This is a genomic window from Herbaspirillum sp. (assembly GCF_017744395.1).
GTDB lineage: Bacteria > Pseudomonadota > Gammaproteobacteria > Burkholderiales > Burkholderiaceae_D > Herbaspirillum.
On record NZ_JAGIBI010000003.1, the window covers coordinates 242,814 to 258,952 of the forward strand.

The window sequence follows — 16,139 nt, forward strand, 5'->3', positions numbered from 1 at the left end:
CGCGGTTACACGAGGCTGTCGCTTGCGGGCATAATGTCGCCATGGAATCACAAATCATTGAGATCGGCCTGACCGACTGGCAGGCTGAGAACCCCAACCACGAATGGATCGCCGGCCTTGAAGCCGGCAAGGTGCTGTATTTCCCGCGTCTGGGCTTCGAACTGCTGGAGTCGGAGCACGGCCTGTTCAACCCGGCCGTGCGCGACCCGAAGGCGCGCAACATCAGTCTGGATGCGCGTGGCCATATCAAGGGCGCGGCCGGCAGCACCGAGCTGCAACTGGCATTGGCAGCCATGATCGGTCGCTTCCGCGGCCAGGCGCTGTCGCTGGTTCATTCCCTCTTTCCAAAGTACCGTGATGTGTTGCGCGTGGCGCCGACAAGTTACCGCCCGATGCAAGTCGAGACGCGCAGCCAATCCTGGCGCGCTGACGACCGCCGCATGCATGTGGACGCCTTTCCCTCGCGGCCCAACTATGGCGAACGCATCCTTCGCGTATTTGCCAACGTCAATCCGGAGGGAGTGCCGCGTGTCTGGCGCGTAGGGGAGCCGTTTGAAACCGTGGCGCGCCGTTTCCTGCCGCGCGCGAAGCCTTATGTACGCTGGCAGGCCGGTGTGCTAAAGGCGCTTCACGTGACCAAATCCTTCCGCAGCGAATACGACCACCTCATGCTGCAATTGCATGACGGCATGAAGGGCGATATGCAATACCAGCAAGATGCGCAACAGGTCACCATGCCGTTTGCCGCCGGTTCGGCCTGGGTCTGCTTCTCCGACCAGACTTCGCATGCCGTGATGTCGGGCCAATACATGCTGGAGCAGACGCTGCACCTGCCGCCGGAACAGCAATATGATCCGCAGGCCAGTCCGCTGGCCATCCTGACCCGCCTGGCCGGCCATCCGCTGGTTTGACGATGCGCTTGCTGTATTCCGCATTTTGGTGGATCGGCATGCCGCTGGTCCTGTTGCGCCTGTGGCGCCGCGGCCGCCAGGAGCCGGGCTATCGGCAGCACATCGCCGAACGCCTTGGCTTTTATCCAGTCCTGCCCGACGGTACAGTCCGTTTTATCTGGGTCCATGCGGTCTCCGTCGGCGAGACGCGCGCGGCCGAACCGTTGATCGACGCCTTGCTGCGCGAATATCCGCAACACGCCATCTTGCTTACCCATATGACCGCAACCGGTCGCGCCACCGGCGCCCAGTTGTTCGGCAAGCAGGGAAGGCGTGTAGTGCAGAGTTTCCTGCCCTATGACACGGGCTGGATGTGCGCCCGTTTCTTGCGCCATTTCAGGCCGGAAGCCTGCATCCTGATGGAAACCGAGGTATGGCCCAACCTGGTGGAGCAATGCAAGCGATACGATGTTCCGGTAATGCTGGCCAATGCGCGCTTGTCCGAGCGTTCTTTGCGGCGCGGACAGCGCTTTTCCTCCTTGCTGCGACCCGCGGCCGGGGCGGTTGCCCGCGTCGGCGCGCAATCGGAAGCGGATGCCGCGCGCCTGCGCGCATTCGGTGCACGCCATGTGGAGGTGACCGGCAGTCTCAAGTTCGATGTGCAGCCGCCGGCCGAGATGATCGACCGGGGAGCGACCTGGAGGCGGATGCTTGGTGCGCGCAAGGTATTGCTATGCGCCAGCACGCGGGAGGGGGAAGAGCAATTGATCCTCGATGCGCTTGGCAAGCAGGGCAAGGCGGATTGGCTGACCGTGATCGTGCCGCGCCATCCACAGCGTTTCGATGAGGTGGCGGCGCTGATTGAGGCGCATGGCTTGAACATGCGGCGACGCTCCTCAATGGGGGATGTTTTCCTGGCTGGGGAGGCCGACGTCGTATTGGGCGATTCGATGGGGGAAATGTTCGCCTACTACGCGGTGTGCGACGTGGCCTTTATCGGCGGCAGCCTGCTGCCGATGGGCGGGCAGAATCCTATCGAGGCGTTTGCATTGGGCAAGGCGGTGCTGGTTGGCCAGCACACCTTCAATTTTCAGGTAATAACGGAAGATGCTATCGCGGCGGGAGCCGCTGCGCGTGTCGCGGATGCCGCAGAGTTGTTGCGCATGTGGGCGCTGCTGCAGTCTGATGAAATGGCACGCTCGCGCATGGGAAGTGCCGCGGCAGGATTTGCGCTCCAGCATCGGGGGGCGACGGCGCGCACCATGGCGATGCTGAAGCCTTTGTTGAGAGGGTAGGCGCCACGCCGATAGTCTGCCATGGTGCGGCGCTGGCTTGCTTCTTTGAAGGGGGCTGCGGTAGCCGGTGGTCGCATGGGCAGGCCGGCGGAGATGAGTGATGTGTCTCCGCCGGCTTATTCCTGCGCCGCGCGAACCGTTGCCGTTATCCGCGCAAGCCCAATGTTTCGGCCTCCGCTTCCTGTTCCAGGTAGACCCAATCCACGATATCGCTGTTAGGGGTATAGCCGGTCACAAGTTCTTCCATCATGCGCCGGACGATGCCGACATCGTTGACGTTCAATGCAACCTCGAGCGCCTTGATTTTTGCGGCCAGCTCCTCCCAGGGGATGAAGCTTTCCCTGGCTCTCATGATTCTTGGGTGGGAGGTAGGCAAGGGCGAATCGCCGATCAGCAGCTCCTCATACAATTTCTCTCCAGGCCTCAAGCCTGTGATGCAGATTTCCACGTCCCCGTTAGGATTTTTCTCGTCCCGCAGGGTCAGCCCGGAGAGCTCGATCATGCGCTGGGCCAATGCCATGATCTTGACCGGTTGGCCCATGTCGAGCACGAAAACATCCCCGTTCTTGGTCATCGTGCCGGCCTGGATGACTAACTGGGCCGCTTCCGGGATCGTCATGAAATAACGCGTGATCTCGGGGTGGGTCAGCGTGATGGGGCCGCCATTCCGGATTTGCTGGCGGAATTTCGGTACGACGGAGCCCGACGAACCCAGCACATTGCCGAAACGCACCATGGCGAATCTGGTGCCGGTTTGTGTGGCAGCCAGGGCTTGAAGCACCATTTCAGCCAGACGCTTGCTCGCGCCCATGACATTGGTAGGGCGTACAGCCTTGTCGGTGCTGATGAGTACGAAATCCGAAACACCGTTGCTGATGGCTGCATTGGCGGTTTTCAGGGTGCCCAGCACGTTGTTCTTGATGCCTTCGGTCGGGTTGTGTTCGACCAGCGGCACATGCTTGTAGGCGGCCGCATGGTAGACCGTGTTCGGGTTCCAGGTCGACATGATTTCGTGCAAGCGCTCTTCATCCTGGATCGATGCCAGCAAGGGCACCAGCACGATATTATGGCCGGCGGCCTTCGCTTCCAGCTCCTGGTGGATCTGGTAGAGCGCATACTCGTTCTGCTCGATGAGCAGCAGCTTTTCCGGGCCGACATTGACGATTTGCCTGCATAGCTCGCTGCCGATGGAACCGCCGGCGCCGGTTACCATGACGACCTTCTCGGCGATGTTCTTGATCAGCAGGATATGGTTGGGCGAAACCGGTTCGCGTCCCAGCAGATCGTCGATATCCAGGTCGCGCAGGTCGGTCGGGCTGACTTTTCCTTGAGCAAGGTCTGATACCCGCGGCAAGGTCCGTACCGAGACATGCGCTTCACGGATCCGGGAAAGGATCTCATTGCGCCGCTTGCGGTCGATGCTGGGCATGGCCAGCAGGATGGTGGAGATGCCCAATGCGTGCACCAGATTGGAGAGTTCCGTCGGCGCATAGATGGTATGGCCGTTGAGCACATGGTTGTGCAGGCGTTCATCATCGTCCACGAATCCCGCCACCTGCATTTCAGGGCTATTGGCCATCGCGGCCGCGAGTTGAAGGCCGGAAGTCCCGGCGCCGTAGATCAATACTTTCGGTCGTGAGGTATGGCGGACGATGCTGAGATAACGATCCCCCAGCCAGATGCGTGCGAATGTACGGGATGCGCCCAGCAACAGCACGAGGAGAATGGGCTGGATGATGCCGACAGTGCGCGGTATGTCGTTGATGCCGACCACGGTGAAGATCGACATGTACAAAATGCCGTAAGTACCGGCTGCCTTGACAACGGTGACCAGCGCGGGCCAGCCAGTATATCGGAAGATCGCCCGGTACAGGCCGAACACGGTGAAGATAGGCAGGGCCAGGGCGATAGATACCCCGCCGGCAATGAGGGCGTTGCCGGTCAGGGAGACGAAATAACCAAGTCTCAGATAAAGTGCTATCCATAGACTGAGCAAGCAGATGCTGATGTCCACGGTCAGCACGATGATGCGTTTGGCGGAGCGCGGCAGCTCCAGGACGGGTTCAACGAGTTTGTTCAGGGAAGTGATCATGGATTTCTCCCTGCAGTCAGCAGGCGGGGGACGACGATGGCGGTCAGGATTTTGTTATGTTGCTGTCTAAGCGGGGGCCAGAAGCAAATAGGTGTTATCAATATGTGCTACTGACGTCATTGCTGGATGGCAGGCTTGCCATGGCCATCCTGTATGAGTGACGTCAGTAGCGGTATCAGCTTCGAGAATTGCGCATTGCGCGTGAAATCATGCTCGGGGGAGGGGGACGTATTCAATGTGCCTGAAATGCGCTTTTGCTCCGTCCAGCCTGCGAGCAGCGAGACCACGCCTTCGGGGGTTGCGGTGCTGGAGCCGATTTGCGCTTGGCTGACCCACTGTACCACATCGCAGTCTGGCCCAACGGCAAGGATGGGCCGCCGGGCGGCGGCATACTCGAACAATTTTGTCGTATAGACGCCGGCACTGCCGTCGTTCCAGGCAAACATCAGCAGGACATCGGCTGAGCGCTGCATGGTCAGGGCTTCATGGCGATCCACCGTCGGACGGAAGGTGAAATGGCTTTCGATGCCGAATTGGTGGGCCATGGTCCTGAGCGCCGCCACGTTGCGCCCCGCTACATCCACATGAATCTTCCCGCCTTTCCGCACGAATTCGGTTACACCGGCGCAAAAGGTATTCAGGTCATGGTGTTCCGGATAAACGCTGCCGGTATAAACGATATTAAGGATATCGGAAGGCGTATTGCGCACGGATATCCCGGAAAGGTCGTCGGGGTCGTAGCCATTGCGGATTTCCCATACCGGTTTGCTGAAGCGCTGTAATTCTTGGGCCAGTGGAAGCGACACTGTCACCAAGGCAGATGCCGTGCGCAGCAAACTGGCTTCCCAGGCTCGATCAATTGCGCGACGCCAAGCCGGATGCGGGTAATTGTGATTGGCGGACCAGAGATCGCGAAACTCAGCCACCCACGGCGTACCGGTACGGGCCGACAGGCGATGGCCGACCCGGAGTGCCGAAAACGAAGGCGCAGAGACATAGATCAGGTCGAATCCACGCTGCTTGAACAATTCAAGCCCTTTGTCGATGGCGCTGCGTACCCAGTTCGACTCGGCATCCGGCCAATGCAGCAGGGTCTTGTACCAAAGCCCCAGGCGCTTTCGCCATCCGCTTCCGGCCTTGCCGCCGTGAAAGCCTTCCTGCGCTACCTTGCCCTTGCCGCCGAGCAGCCAGTAGATTGGCGCATTGATGGACCAGCTTTTTACTTCATGGACGAATTCGGGCGGGATTTCCAGTTGCAATCCTTTGACATAAGCAGGATTTGCCGCCGAAATGACTTCAACGGCATGCCCATTAAGGTGCAGATATTTGGCAAACTTCCCTGGGCGGATGGCACCTACGGTATTGTAAGGAGGGAAGTAATAGCTGATTAGCAGGATGCGCATGGTTCAGGCCGATGAAGTGCTTTCCGTACCATGGCTGGTGACGTTAGTCGAGGCGGCGCCAGGCAATACGCGCTGCATCAGTTCCCGCAGTTGCTGTGTGACAGTGTTGGCATTGAGATGGCCTGCTGCTTCTGAGGAATGCCTTTTCATTTGTTCGATATCCTGCGGCGTTAACGCATTAAGCGCTCGGGCCAGTGTTTCCGGGGCGAAGTCGGCGGCGATCACACCATTTTGGTATTGCACAATCAACCGTGACATTTCCGGCGACGGCCCAATGGCCACTGCCAGTCGCGCCTGGATGAATTCAAAAAACTTGTTCGGCAGCGCGAAGTGATAATTGAAATTGACGGGCGGCAGTAAAAACAGGCCGATGTCGTAGCTGTTGATAGTGCGGCTGATCTGTTCCATCGGAACCGGCTCTCGGAATCGAATCCTGGTGTTGCCATGCGCTCGTCGCTGCAATTCGGCGTAATAACGAGAATCGGAATTGACCAGCATTAGATCCAGCGTGAAGCGTTCATCCAAATGGGTCATCATGTCAATCATGCATTCCAGATGGCGGGATCTGGCTGAAATGCCATGGTGGATAAGGCGAACCAGGTTCGTTGCCGTAGGGTGGACCGGCAAGTCCTCGTAGGCTGGCGAGTTGTGAACGACCACCGCCTCAATGCCGAAATGTCGCTTGTATTCGTCGGCGATACCTTGGCAGACAGTCATTGCGCTCGTGGTGAGAGGAAGGTATCGGGAGCACAGGTAAGTCATGTAGCGCTGCAGGAATAGCCGCCAGACGAAGGAATTTTCGAACTCGCGTGGCGAATATTCGTGGCCGTCGAAGATAACCGGAGCTCCCGATGCCAGCTTCAAGGCAACAGGAACCGCGATGACATCGTTTGCAATGACGGCATCGAAGGTTCGTCCTGCGAGAGACATCAGGGTGGTCTTGACCAGATGCGATTGCCAGTAAGCGTATTCGAAGGCGCCCGCAAGCAGTTGGCAGGCGCGCCATATCTTGCGCGATAGCTTGGGAACCAGGGACACAGGGATGAATTCAATTCCATCAAGTGCCGGGGATGGTTCGAATCCAACGATCGTCAATGCATAATCGGCCTGTAGCGCGCGGATTTGCCGCATGACTCGCGGATCGCGCCCGATCGGCGAATAGGAAATGATGAGTAATTTTTTCTTCATGCGCGGGTGAGCGGCATAAATACGGTTGTATGCCATCGATAAAAGTTGATCCAGCGCCAAGCCTGCCAGGAAAAGGCCACTTGTCCCGTAAGAATTTGTTCGAACTCCTCCAGAATGCACTCGCGGTTCAGGAACGGAAGATCGTCGCCTTCCTTGAGCCATCTTCTGGCTTTATCGGCGAGCCGCATCAGCCAATCCTTTTCGGGCGTGGCAAAACCGATCTTGTCGCGCCGATCCAGAATGGCGTCGGGAACGATGCCGCGCATGGCGGCCCGGAAGATATGCTTGGTTTCCCCTTGTTCCGAAATCAGATAGTGTTCTGGAAGGGAAAAAAGGAATTCCGCCATTTCCGTGGTCAGGAACGGAACCCGGCTTTCGACCGAGAAACGCATCGAATTGCGGTCGCCGTGGCGCAGCAGGGCGGGCAGGCCGCGACGGGTGCACGATAATGCCAATTCGGCCATTAGCCTGCGCTTGCGAATGTTTTGCTCCGGCACCTGCCGGGGGAAGCGCAGATTCACTCCTTGTTCATCCAGCATGCCGGCATTTATCCAGTCCGGCTGCAGGCGTTCCCCGGTCAAACTGCGGATGGTGTGATACAGCGAGCCATCGATATATTCGGCTACCGAGGCTTTAACACCGAACGAGAAGGACCGGTTTGGCCATTGCGACCAGTTACGCAAGAATGCCAGCGCCCGATCCGGCCTGAATCCATCCAGGATGCTGTGGACACGCTTGCCGGGATAGCCTTGGTAACCGGCGATCAGTTCATCGGCGCCTTGTCCGTCTAGAGTGACAGTGATGCCCTTTTCCTTGGCCAGCTTGAATACCCGGTATTGCGCATAGATGCTGGTGCTGCCGAAAGGCTCGCCCTGGGCGAGGATCATGTCGTCCAGGTCGGCGGCAAGTTCATCCGCTTCCACGAGGACTTTGTGGGAGTCGGCTTTGACATGCGCATTAACGACGTCGACCCATTCCTCTTCAGATACCGGAGAGTCTTTGGCAATGAAGCTGAAAGTGTGGATGGGGGCATCCGGCGCTACATGGCGCATGGCGCAGACGACCGCAGAGGAGTCGATGCCGCCAGAGAGCGCTGCACCGAGCGGAACATCGCTGCGCAGGTGCTGCCGCACGCTTTGCAAGAACAATTCGCGTAATTTGTCCGCAGCATCCTTGAATGACAGCGTGTTGGTCTCGCGGATATCTGGAGTCCACCAGGTAGCCGGGGCGGATGCCTGGCCGGTGCGCATGTCAAGGACCAGATATTTGCCCGCCTCCAGTTGCGCGATGCCCTTGACGAAGGTGTCGGGGGTGGAGTCGTAGTCGCCATGAACCAGATAATCGTAGGCGCGCTGCAGATTCAATTGCGCGCCCACGCCGCGCAAGGTAACGGTGGCCGGCAGTTCCGATGCGAAGCACAGTCCCTTGTCGGTGTAGGAATAGAAGAATGGCTTGATGCCAAATGCATCGCGTACGCATGTCAGTGTGCCTTCGGCGCGGTCAGCGATGGCGAAGGCAAACATACCGACCAGTTTGCGCAGGCAATTGATTCCCCACCGCTCCCAGGCAGCCAGGAGGACTTCAGTGTCCGACTGGCTGTGAAACTGCATGCCGAATCCGGAAAGTTCGTCGCGCAGGGCTTCGAAGTTGTAGATTTCGCCGTTGTAGACAATCGAGAAACGCCCGTCGGCAGAATGCATGGGCTGGTGTCCAGCGCTGGACAGGTCGATGATGGACAAGCGCCTGTGCCCCAGTCCGAGTTCGCCGGCAAATGCCGCCATTTTCTCGCTGCCCTGGTCGTCGGGGCCGCGACGGCTCATTCTTTGCAAGGCGGCATCTAGATCGGGGCGATTTTGCTCGGGCGATACGACCCAGTAACCTGCTATTCCACACATGATTCAGAAACGTCCTTTGTGATGTAACGCTTTTTCATAGTCGGCTTGGATTTCCTTGGCGATCTTGACCGGATCATGCCAGCGCTCCACGTATGCGCGGCTGCATTGTGCCAGGCGATACAGCTCTTCACGCGGCATTTCCAGCACATGGCGCAGCGTTTCTTTGACAGTATCCGGCGTGGCCTGGATGAAAGGCAGGTCGGCTTTCATCTGTTCGGGGATGAAGCCCAGATCCTCTTCCCGGATATAGACCACGACAGGCTTGCCCAGGGCCATTGCTTCCACGGCCAGTCCGCCGTACCACCCATAGAACAACTGGTCGATCAGCACGTCGACAGACTCGTATTTTTTGCGCGCTTCGGCATTCGAGACGCCTTCGACCAGGACCAGTTCATATTGGTAGCCTTCGGCTGCGAGGGCATCGAGAGCGGCTAAAATGAGATCGGTTCCTTTTGCAGCGCGATTCGTCGGGGCATGCCCAATTCTCAGGGGCCTGCTGTTATCTCGCTGCGTGTAAAACGGCTGCCATTCGTCCAGCGAAATGTGGCAATAGGGGATAAAGCGGGATCGCTTTGGAAGTATATGGAGCAGGTCGGGATTTACCGCATAAATCTGCGCGCAGTATTTATTCAACCGTTGGATCATCTTTCTTTTGAGTGCATCCGTTTCCGCGGAATAGTGCCCTTCGGGAACCCGTTGTGCGGCGGAGTATTTGAACAGCTTGAGCGATACATCTCCTTGGCGGGCGTCATCCCCCTGATAGTGGACGAACAATGGCCGTCCATATGCCTTGTAGAGATTCAGTTCCACAATCTGCAGAATATCGAGATAGCAGTCGGAGAGCGTATGCTTTAGCTTTTTCAAGACTGAAGTCGCATTCGGTTTGGCGGATCTTTGTGCAAGCGTTTGGCCAAAATTGAAATGGATGACATCGAAATGTGCCGCTGCATTCAGGATTGCCCGCAGACGCTTGAATTCACGGGAAATGAAAGTGTCGTCCTGATTCCAAATAACGTGATCGCAATCGTAATTAAAATAGTTTCCTTGGAATGCCCATGTCTTGCTGAATACCCCGGCTTTCCCCAGCTGCTTGCTTAATCCTTGAGGATTGCCGCCGACAGTGGTTGGGAGGTGCAGTACTTTTAACGTGCTTTTAGACATGGCTCCATTCATCTACCAGTAAGAGCCCGCCACGGCAGTTGATCAATAGGCGCGTTCCGAACTGTTCCACGACAGCTCCATAGTCCGCATCGTCATAGCGCAGCCGGGTATCAAAAGGGCGGCATTTCCAAATTTGCGTACGCTTTCCCTGGATGATTGCGAATGCGCCGGGGTAAGGACGCGTTTGGGCGCGCACGAAGTTATAGATTGTTGCGACATCCATTGTTTCCCAGTGAATTTCCCCATCCGCAGGAGTGCGTTTTGGGTAGTAACTGGGTTGGCCGAGTTGAGGGATTGTTTTGTGTTGCCCGGCAAGAACGGATGGGAGATTGTCGAGCAGCAGTTTCCGATAGGACAGGTCGTATTTGAAATACAGCGTTTCTATATCGTCGAACTCCGTGATGTCAAAGTCGACTATCGAAATAACGTCTCCATCGTCGGCGCCTGGTTTGATCATAAACAGATGCATCAAGAACCTGCTTTTCCCTTCAATGAGGGACCAGTTGAGCGGAGAACGGCCGCGTCCTTTCGGAAGTTTGTCTGCACTCCCGTGCAGGCCAAGCGCACCGATCCCCAATGTGGCCAGTACCTTTTCAGGGAAAAGCCTTTGCCAGCCGCCTTGGATCAGCAAGTCGAAACGCTGTTGCGCAAAGAATCCTAGATCTGCTTCAGAGGTGAGGCCATAAGTTTCAGGGATATACACCGGAATGCCAAGCGACTGAGCCAGAGGGCGGTAATCGTAGTAGCCAGAGACGTTGGCCTGGGCAGCCTGCTCCGGAGTTAAGCAGACAAAATAGTCGAAAATGTAGCCGCGATGGATCAGATCCCTGATGGCGTTTTCTCCACCTTGATGGCAGCCGCACATCACCATTCTTTTCCCGTTATTCATGTTCGCTCCGAATCAACGTCATATTGCGGCGCGGCCCATAGGCGCGCTCTGTTGCAAGGCATTGTTGCTGCATCATCTCGAAATTGGACAATATCGCCTGATCCCAGACGTCGACTGTGGAGAATTCATCATAGACCCACCACATAGGGTGCAGCAGCAACTGTATGGATTGTCCGGAGAGTTGGGTAGTCGTTATCCTGGTGTCTGCCGTTTTCCAATCAGGTGTCCCGAGGCGAAGCGAGCGATTGGAGTCAGAATAGTACGTGTAAGATGAAAGTGCAGTCTTATCGTATGTATTGATTCTTGGTGCAGTCGACACCTTGCCGGCGAGTATTTCCGCATCTGGCTGATGGAACGACACGGAATGAATGGCGATGTCAAACAACTGCTCTATAAACTCCGCCTCTAAATCCAAAAGACGGCCATGCCGGCCATTGTCGTTGCCGCCGAAGCCCCGATCGTAATGCAGCCCGATCGCATGGCCCAAGCCGATAATTTGCTCCACTATCCGATGGTTATGTCGGGAAAGCAGGTTATAGACAGGTGAGCGGGTCATCAGGAAATAGGTGGACTTAATTCCCAGTTCCGCTTCCAATTGTGCGATCTGCAGGGCGGCTGAAAGATCTGCGTCGATGTCGTGCCGCAATAAGCATTGGGGCGACAATGGCGAATGCGCTGTAACCTGGTCATAGCCTATGAAGCTGTAGCCCGCGTTGAGCAGGCCCTGCATCAAGTTGTGGTAGCTTGTTAAGCTGTAGGGCGACCTCATATTAGCTCTTTTAATCCGTCGACAATCCCAACCTTCGGTTCATGAAGGCGGGAACGCATAGCAGAAATGTCTCCGATGACATCGAGCGGTGTGCCCGGCGCCTGGATATACTGTCCAGTACGGCCGACCATGGTTTCAATCTTTGAGCACAGGGCGCGTAAGGAATAAATTTCTGCTCCGGCGATATTGTAGGTCGCGCTTTCAGTCGTGTTCAGCGCGGCGACGACCGCCTGGCTCGCATCGGATACGTGTATTGGATTGATGCGCAATCCCTCGCTTCCCTGTAGGGAAATGTTGCGCCCCTCCTTGATGCTATCCACCAACCGGGGAAGAAGCATGGCACGGTTCTGCATCTGGCCATAGATAAAGAAGAAACGCAGGACCATGATTTGCATATGTGCGGCGTAGCTTTGGGAGAGTATCTCTCCGCTTAATTTGCTGCCTAGGTAATAACCTAAGTGACCAGGCGCGTTGATCGGCGAGTTCTCGTGAAAGGCTTTTTCTCCTGCACCGTAGACCCCACCGGATGATGCGTACAAAAATTGTTTGGTGCCGATTCTATGGGCGAAATCGAGCAATCGTGCCGTAGAGGCGACATTTACGGTGAATACGTCCAAAGCCTTGGTCGGAACCTCGCGAAAATGTGCGGATTGGGCCAAGTGGACAATGGCATCAATTTGCGATGGCAACTCGGTTTCTGGCCATTCTGTGCTCAGGTCGACTACACAATAATTTACGCCGGCAATTGGATTGGGCGGAGAGCGATGAACTAGTGCAAAGACATCATGGTTTGTCGCGACCAGAGCAGAAGACAATTGGCGGCCCAGAAGGCCATTGCCTCCGGTGACAAGGACTGATTTCTTATTTGACATGATTTGCAATTCGCAAAGGAATAAGAAGATAGGCAGAAAAAAGGCACAGACTGAAAATCAGGCCCTTAAACACATAAAGCTGTAATCCGGACACGGGCAGTGGAATGATTGCAAAGCAGAAAACCGCAATCCATAAACTTCCTAAGCCAACGACTTTTTTGCCCGGAATCGGAAGTGGATGCAGGCGTTGGGTGAAATACATATAACTTGCTGTCAGCATCAAATACGTCAGTGTCGTGGCCAAGGCGGTCCCCGATGCGCCGAATCGTGGAATCAAAATGAGATTCAGCACGAAGTTGAGCAAGGCTGCCACCCAGGAGAGCCTTGCGAAAAGAAAGGTCTTTTTTTCGATTGAAATACCGACCGCGGTAATTTGCTGCGTCGATTGCAGCACTATGCCAAGGCTCAGGATGGCAAGGGGCTGGGCCGCAGCAAGATAGTTCGTTGGCATCAGAAGCCGGATGATCTCATTGGAAAACAGCGCCACGCCTGCGCCCAGAAGCAGCATCGCGCAACCCAGGATCATCAGCACGTCAGCGTACATTGTCCGGTATTTATCAGGATGATCCGTCCTGATTTTCATCGCCAAGGGGCTCCATGCCTGTCCAAATGCGACGGAAACGAACATGACGACGGATGCGAAACGATAAGCGACAGAGTAGATGCCGACCTCATCAACCGAAGACATGCTGGCGAGCATCCATCTGTCCATGGAACCAAAGAGCCAGAAAGCCAGGCCGGAAAAGATGAACGGGTAGCCGAACCGCATCAGCTTGTCGGCAACAGATCTGCTGATGCGCAAGGTCAGGTCGGCGCGGATCATGTACAGCGCAATTGGCAACACTGCCAGACTGGCAGCGGCCTGGGCGATCAGCAAACCATCCAGTCCCCAGTGAAAGCGGACGACCACGACGACGCCGACCAAGGCCGATAATGCACGGGACACCATCGCGATGGAAAGGAAGCGCCACGGCGCTATATGCAGGCGTATGACGTCCAGCGCATACTGGGTTGCCTGGTTGGCAAACATCAATACCAGGGCCGCGACGACGGCATGCCAGCTCATGGGGGTGGAGGACTCGTCGATATGCGGCCATGCGATCGCTAGTATGCCAATCCCTGCGATGACTGCGATACCGGCCAATATCATTTGGGCTGCCAGGCCGGATGATACTAATACCGGGCGTTCATCGCGAGCGGTCTCGCTGTCCCAATAGTAGCGCTGAAGTGCATTGTTCAGTCCGCAGTTGGCCGCCATGCCCAATAGTGCGGTGGCGGTAACCAACAGCTCGAGCGAGCCGAACGCATGCGGCGATAATGCCGCGGCAATCAGCGGGAACGAAAAAAAGGCCAGCAGCTTCGAGAGGAAGTCAGCGCCGCCGTAGATCGCGGAATCTTTTGCTAAGATTTTGAGCAGCATCAGTCGACAATCTTGTTGTTCAGCAGCGGCGAAACGATCTTGGCGCTGCGATTTGGGTATTCGCCGAGGATCGGATGATAGAGGTTTATCAGCGATTCCCGGCGCTTGTGCACGTAGTCGACCACTGCTTCAAAGAGATAGGCCGCTGAATCGAGGTCATGATATTTTTCTACATAAGCTCTGCTGGAACGGCCAATATCGTGCCGCAATTGCGGTCGTGTGATGAGCTTTCGAAGGACATCGACAAGAGTTTCCGGGCTGGCTGAAACAAGTGGGCATTCGGAAAAAAAGGACCAGCGCCTGATCGGAGTGATATACGCCTCATCCTCAAGATTGGAGATGACCGGGATGCCGCTGGCCATGCCTTCCAGACCATTCAAGCCATGACCGGTGAAAATGAGCTGCTCAATTAGAATATCCGCGTCGTTTTGCAGAATTTGGCGAACCTTGTCATTCTGGATTTTTTCCAGAAGAACCAGTTCTACTTTCAATCCTTCCTGTTTGAGTTGGTTAACCGCATCGATGACGAACTCGGTTCCTTTGAATCCGCGATGATTGGGGGCGTGACAGATCACTACCGGAGCAGTGCTGCCATCGGCGGGAGAGCGTCGTGAGGAGGCAGGCCATTCGTTCAAGTCGAGGCATAGTGGTGATGTTGTCAGCACATCCCATCGGCCAAATCCGTCTATGCCCATGACCGCAGGTACACATGCATCGGCATGACGGCACCAGTAGTCTAGTCTTGCCGCAACTTGTGCTTGTCTTTTTGCAGCCTCAGGATAGGAGGCTAACAAGCCGTGCAGTAGGGCTGTCGAACGGACACGCCGATAGACATAAGTATCGCTGCCGTAGGGGATAAAGACGGTCTTTTTACCGCAAAAGCGCAGAAGCGGTGCTTGAAGGCGCCACAATCCGATGGTGTGCCCGATGAAATAGCCATCCGCCGAGATAAAGAAGACGTCGTATCGCAACAGTGAATCCAAGAATGCCAGCAATGGTTTGAGTGTGGCAGGGCAGCCCGTCCATTCCTCATCCAGTATCCGGTCCCAATCGCTCCGTTTGTTGATCGTTCCATAATACATGGTAGTAAATGTCTCGGACCGATAACCCGCTGCGCGCATAGCGTGCGACCAATGCCGGTTATTGAGCAGAGGAGTGCTTCCCCATACCAGGCTTGAACGCTGCGTATTGCGCGAACCGAGGCGGAGATAAAGACCAATGAAGAGGGCAGCCAGCACGAATACCGGCACCGTCATCCAAAAGACCGTACTTCTCAACCAGGCTTTCATCAAGTTCTTTCTATTTGAGCCGGGTACGAATGGACTTGCATACGGCCGGTGCCGCAGCAGGGGTGTTGTCAAGATCCATTTCCGTCAGGCGGACCTTACCATCGCCGGTCGCTATTTCCAGATATTCAGGAGTGATAGCTGTTACTTGGCCGGGAACTGCCAGAAAGCGCTCATCGTCGCCGAGCCGGGCCTGCCAGACGGTGATGCGCTTGTCTTCCAGAAAACAGAAAGCGCCGGGGTACGGGCGACCGGATGCATTGATAAGCCGCAATATTTTGACGGCCGAATTGGACCAATCGATACGTCCATCTTCGGGGCGGCGCGGATAACAGCGAAGCGCAAGAGAGGGGTCTTTCGACTGACGCTCAAGGACGAATTCCGGATCGTGCTGCAACTGCTTTAGCGCATCGTTAAAAAGGCCTGGAGTCGTGCTGCTGATCCAATCCATTGCCTGCTCGATAGTGCTGTTGATATCGATTGGCAAATAAGCGCGGGCAATGATGTCTCCAGAGTCGAGTTCACCCCCGATCATTCGATGGATGCAAAGGCCTATCTTTTCTTCGCCATTGAGAATGGCCCAGGCTTGACAGGCGTTGCCGCGATAGCGCGGCAAATCGCCTCCATGGGCATTCAGGATGCCCAAACCGAACAAATTCGTGATTGTGTCGGGAATGACTCCGGAATAGTTGATGCTGACGCCAATGTCCGCCTTGGATGCAGCCAAGAAATCTTGATGCTCGGAGATCTTCGCGGAGCATGCGTAAGGAATATTCCATTGTTCTGCCAGGTGTCGAAAGTCTTCGGCATTACGCGTATATTCCGGCGCTTCCTTAGCGGTCAGGATGCAGACGATTTCGTGCCCGGCTTCGTGCAATTGGCGGGCCGTCTCATAGAGGATTTCTGTTCGGCCGATGATGGCTATTTTCATTCCAGGCTCACAATGCTTTTCTATTCATGACTGCCGGCGGTGGGCTGT

Annotated in this window: 13 protein-coding genes; 2 read left to right on the plus strand and 11 right to left on the minus strand. The window is 56.0% G+C overall.

Annotated features, from left to right (window positions below; translation table 11 throughout):
- Positions 1–41: 41 nt before the first annotated feature.
- Positions 42–911 carry a Kdo hydroxylase family protein gene (locus tag J7548_RS09925; RefSeq protein WP_290973948.1) on the plus strand — a complete coding sequence of 290 codons (870 nt, stop codon included), beginning with the start codon at positions 42–44 and terminating at the stop codon, positions 909–911.
- A gap of 2 nt (positions 912–913) precedes the next feature.
- Entirely contained in the window at positions 914–2,185 is a 1,272-nt protein-coding gene (waaA, locus tag J7548_RS09930; protein WP_290973950.1) for a lipid IV(A) 3-deoxy-D-manno-octulosonic acid transferase, read from the plus strand.
- Between the two features lie 145 nt (positions 2,186–2,330).
- Here the strand turns inward: waaA and J7548_RS09935 are convergent, their stop codons facing one another.
- From J7548_RS09935 to J7548_RS09985, 11 genes are all read right to left on the minus strand, one after another.
- A complete protein-coding gene (locus tag J7548_RS09935) occupies positions 2,331–4,277 on the minus strand; it encodes a nucleoside-diphosphate sugar epimerase/dehydratase (RefSeq protein ID WP_290973953.1) in 1,947 nt (648 codons plus the stop codon).
- Positions 4,278–4,393: 116 nt separating this feature from the next.
- Positions 4,394–5,680: a glycosyltransferase gene (locus J7548_RS09940; protein WP_290973956.1), complete on the minus strand. Its 1,287-nt coding sequence runs from the start codon at positions 5,678–5,680 to the stop codon at positions 4,394–4,396.
- A gap of 3 nt (positions 5,681–5,683) precedes the next feature.
- Complete coding sequence (locus J7548_RS09945; RefSeq protein ID WP_290973959.1) at positions 5,684–6,904, minus strand: hypothetical protein; 1,221 nt, start codon at positions 6,902–6,904, stop codon at positions 5,684–5,686.
- The gene (gene asnB, locus J7548_RS09950; RefSeq protein ID WP_290973962.1) at positions 6,865–8,763 is read right to left on the minus strand and encodes an asparagine synthase (glutamine-hydrolyzing); all 1,899 of its coding nucleotides are present in this window, start codon (positions 8,761–8,763) and stop codon (positions 6,865–6,867) included. Before asnB ends, J7548_RS09945 begins: the two co-directional genes overlap by 40 nt.
- A 3-nt stretch (positions 8,764–8,766) precedes the next feature.
- Positions 8,767–9,924, minus strand: coding sequence for a glycosyltransferase family 1 protein (locus J7548_RS09955; protein WP_290973964.1), 1,158 nt, complete (start codon positions 9,922–9,924; stop codon positions 8,767–8,769).
- Positions 9,917–10,813, minus strand: coding sequence for a formyltransferase family protein (locus J7548_RS09960; RefSeq protein WP_290973966.1), 897 nt, complete (start codon positions 10,811–10,813; stop codon positions 9,917–9,919). The genes J7548_RS09955 and J7548_RS09960 overlap by 8 nt, the downstream gene beginning before the upstream one ends.
- Positions 10,806–11,582, minus strand: coding sequence for a hypothetical protein (locus J7548_RS09965; RefSeq protein WP_290973969.1), 777 nt, complete (start codon positions 11,580–11,582; stop codon positions 10,806–10,808). Before J7548_RS09965 ends, J7548_RS09960 begins: the two co-directional genes overlap by 8 nt.
- Positions 11,579–12,454, minus strand: a complete 876-nt coding sequence (locus J7548_RS09970) for an NAD(P)-dependent oxidoreductase (RefSeq protein ID WP_290973971.1) — start codon at positions 12,452–12,454, stop codon at positions 11,579–11,581. The genes J7548_RS09965 and J7548_RS09970 overlap by 4 nt, the downstream gene beginning before the upstream one ends.
- Positions 12,444–13,874 carry a flippase gene (locus tag J7548_RS09975; RefSeq protein ID WP_290973974.1) on the minus strand — a complete coding sequence of 477 codons (1,431 nt, stop codon included), beginning with the start codon at positions 13,872–13,874 and terminating at the stop codon, positions 12,444–12,446. The genes J7548_RS09970 and J7548_RS09975 overlap by 11 nt, the downstream gene beginning before the upstream one ends.
- A complete protein-coding gene (locus J7548_RS09980; RefSeq protein ID WP_290973977.1) occupies positions 13,874–15,163 on the minus strand; it encodes a hypothetical protein in 1,290 nt (429 codons plus the stop codon). The genes J7548_RS09975 and J7548_RS09980 overlap by 1 nt, the downstream gene beginning before the upstream one ends.
- A gap of 10 nt (positions 15,164–15,173) precedes the next feature.
- Positions 15,174–16,091: a methionyl-tRNA formyltransferase gene (locus J7548_RS09985; RefSeq protein WP_290973979.1), complete on the minus strand. Its 918-nt coding sequence runs from the start codon at positions 16,089–16,091 to the stop codon at positions 15,174–15,176.
- Positions 16,092–16,139 lie beyond the last annotated feature (48 nt).

Coding starts and splice junctions, on each gene's coding strand:
- J7548_RS09940 (WP_290973956.1), bottom strand. CDS start 5,680: ATGCGCATCCTGCTAATCAGCTATTACTTCCCTCCTTACAATACCGTA.
- J7548_RS09985 (WP_290973979.1), bottom strand. CDS start 16,091: ATGAAAATAGCCATCATCGGCCGAACAGAAATCCTCTATGAGACGGCC.
- J7548_RS09935 (WP_290973953.1), bottom strand. CDS start 4,277: ATGATCACTTCCCTGAACAAACTCGTTGAACCCGTCCTGGAGCTGCCG.
- J7548_RS09970 (WP_290973971.1), bottom strand. CDS start 12,454: ATGTCAAATAAGAAATCAGTCCTTGTCACCGGAGGCAATGGCCTTCTG.
- J7548_RS09945 (WP_290973959.1), bottom strand. CDS start 6,904: ATGGCATACAACCGTATTTATGCCGCTCACCCGCGCATGAAGAAAAAA.
- J7548_RS09960 (WP_290973966.1), bottom strand. CDS start 10,813: ATGAATAACGGGAAAAGAATGGTGATGTGCGGCTGCCATCAAGGTGGA.
- waaA (WP_290973950.1), top strand. CDS start 914: ATGCGCTTGCTGTATTCCGCATTTTGGTGGATCGGCATGCCGCTGGTC.
- J7548_RS09965 (WP_290973969.1), bottom strand. CDS start 11,582: ATGAGGTCGCCCTACAGCTTAACAAGCTACCACAACTTGATGCAGGGC.
- asnB (WP_290973962.1), bottom strand. CDS start 8,763: ATGTGTGGAATAGCAGGTTACTGGGTCGTATCGCCCGAGCAAAATCGC.
- J7548_RS09925 (WP_290973948.1), top strand. CDS start 42: ATGGAATCACAAATCATTGAGATCGGCCTGACCGACTGGCAGGCTGAG.
- J7548_RS09955 (WP_290973964.1), bottom strand. CDS start 9,924: ATGTCTAAAAGCACGTTAAAAGTACTGCACCTCCCAACCACTGTCGGC.
- J7548_RS09975 (WP_290973974.1), bottom strand. CDS start 13,874: ATGCTGCTCAAAATCTTAGCAAAAGATTCCGCGATCTACGGCGGCGCT.
- J7548_RS09980 (WP_290973977.1), bottom strand. CDS start 15,163: ATGAAAGCCTGGTTGAGAAGTACGGTCTTTTGGATGACGGTGCCGGTA.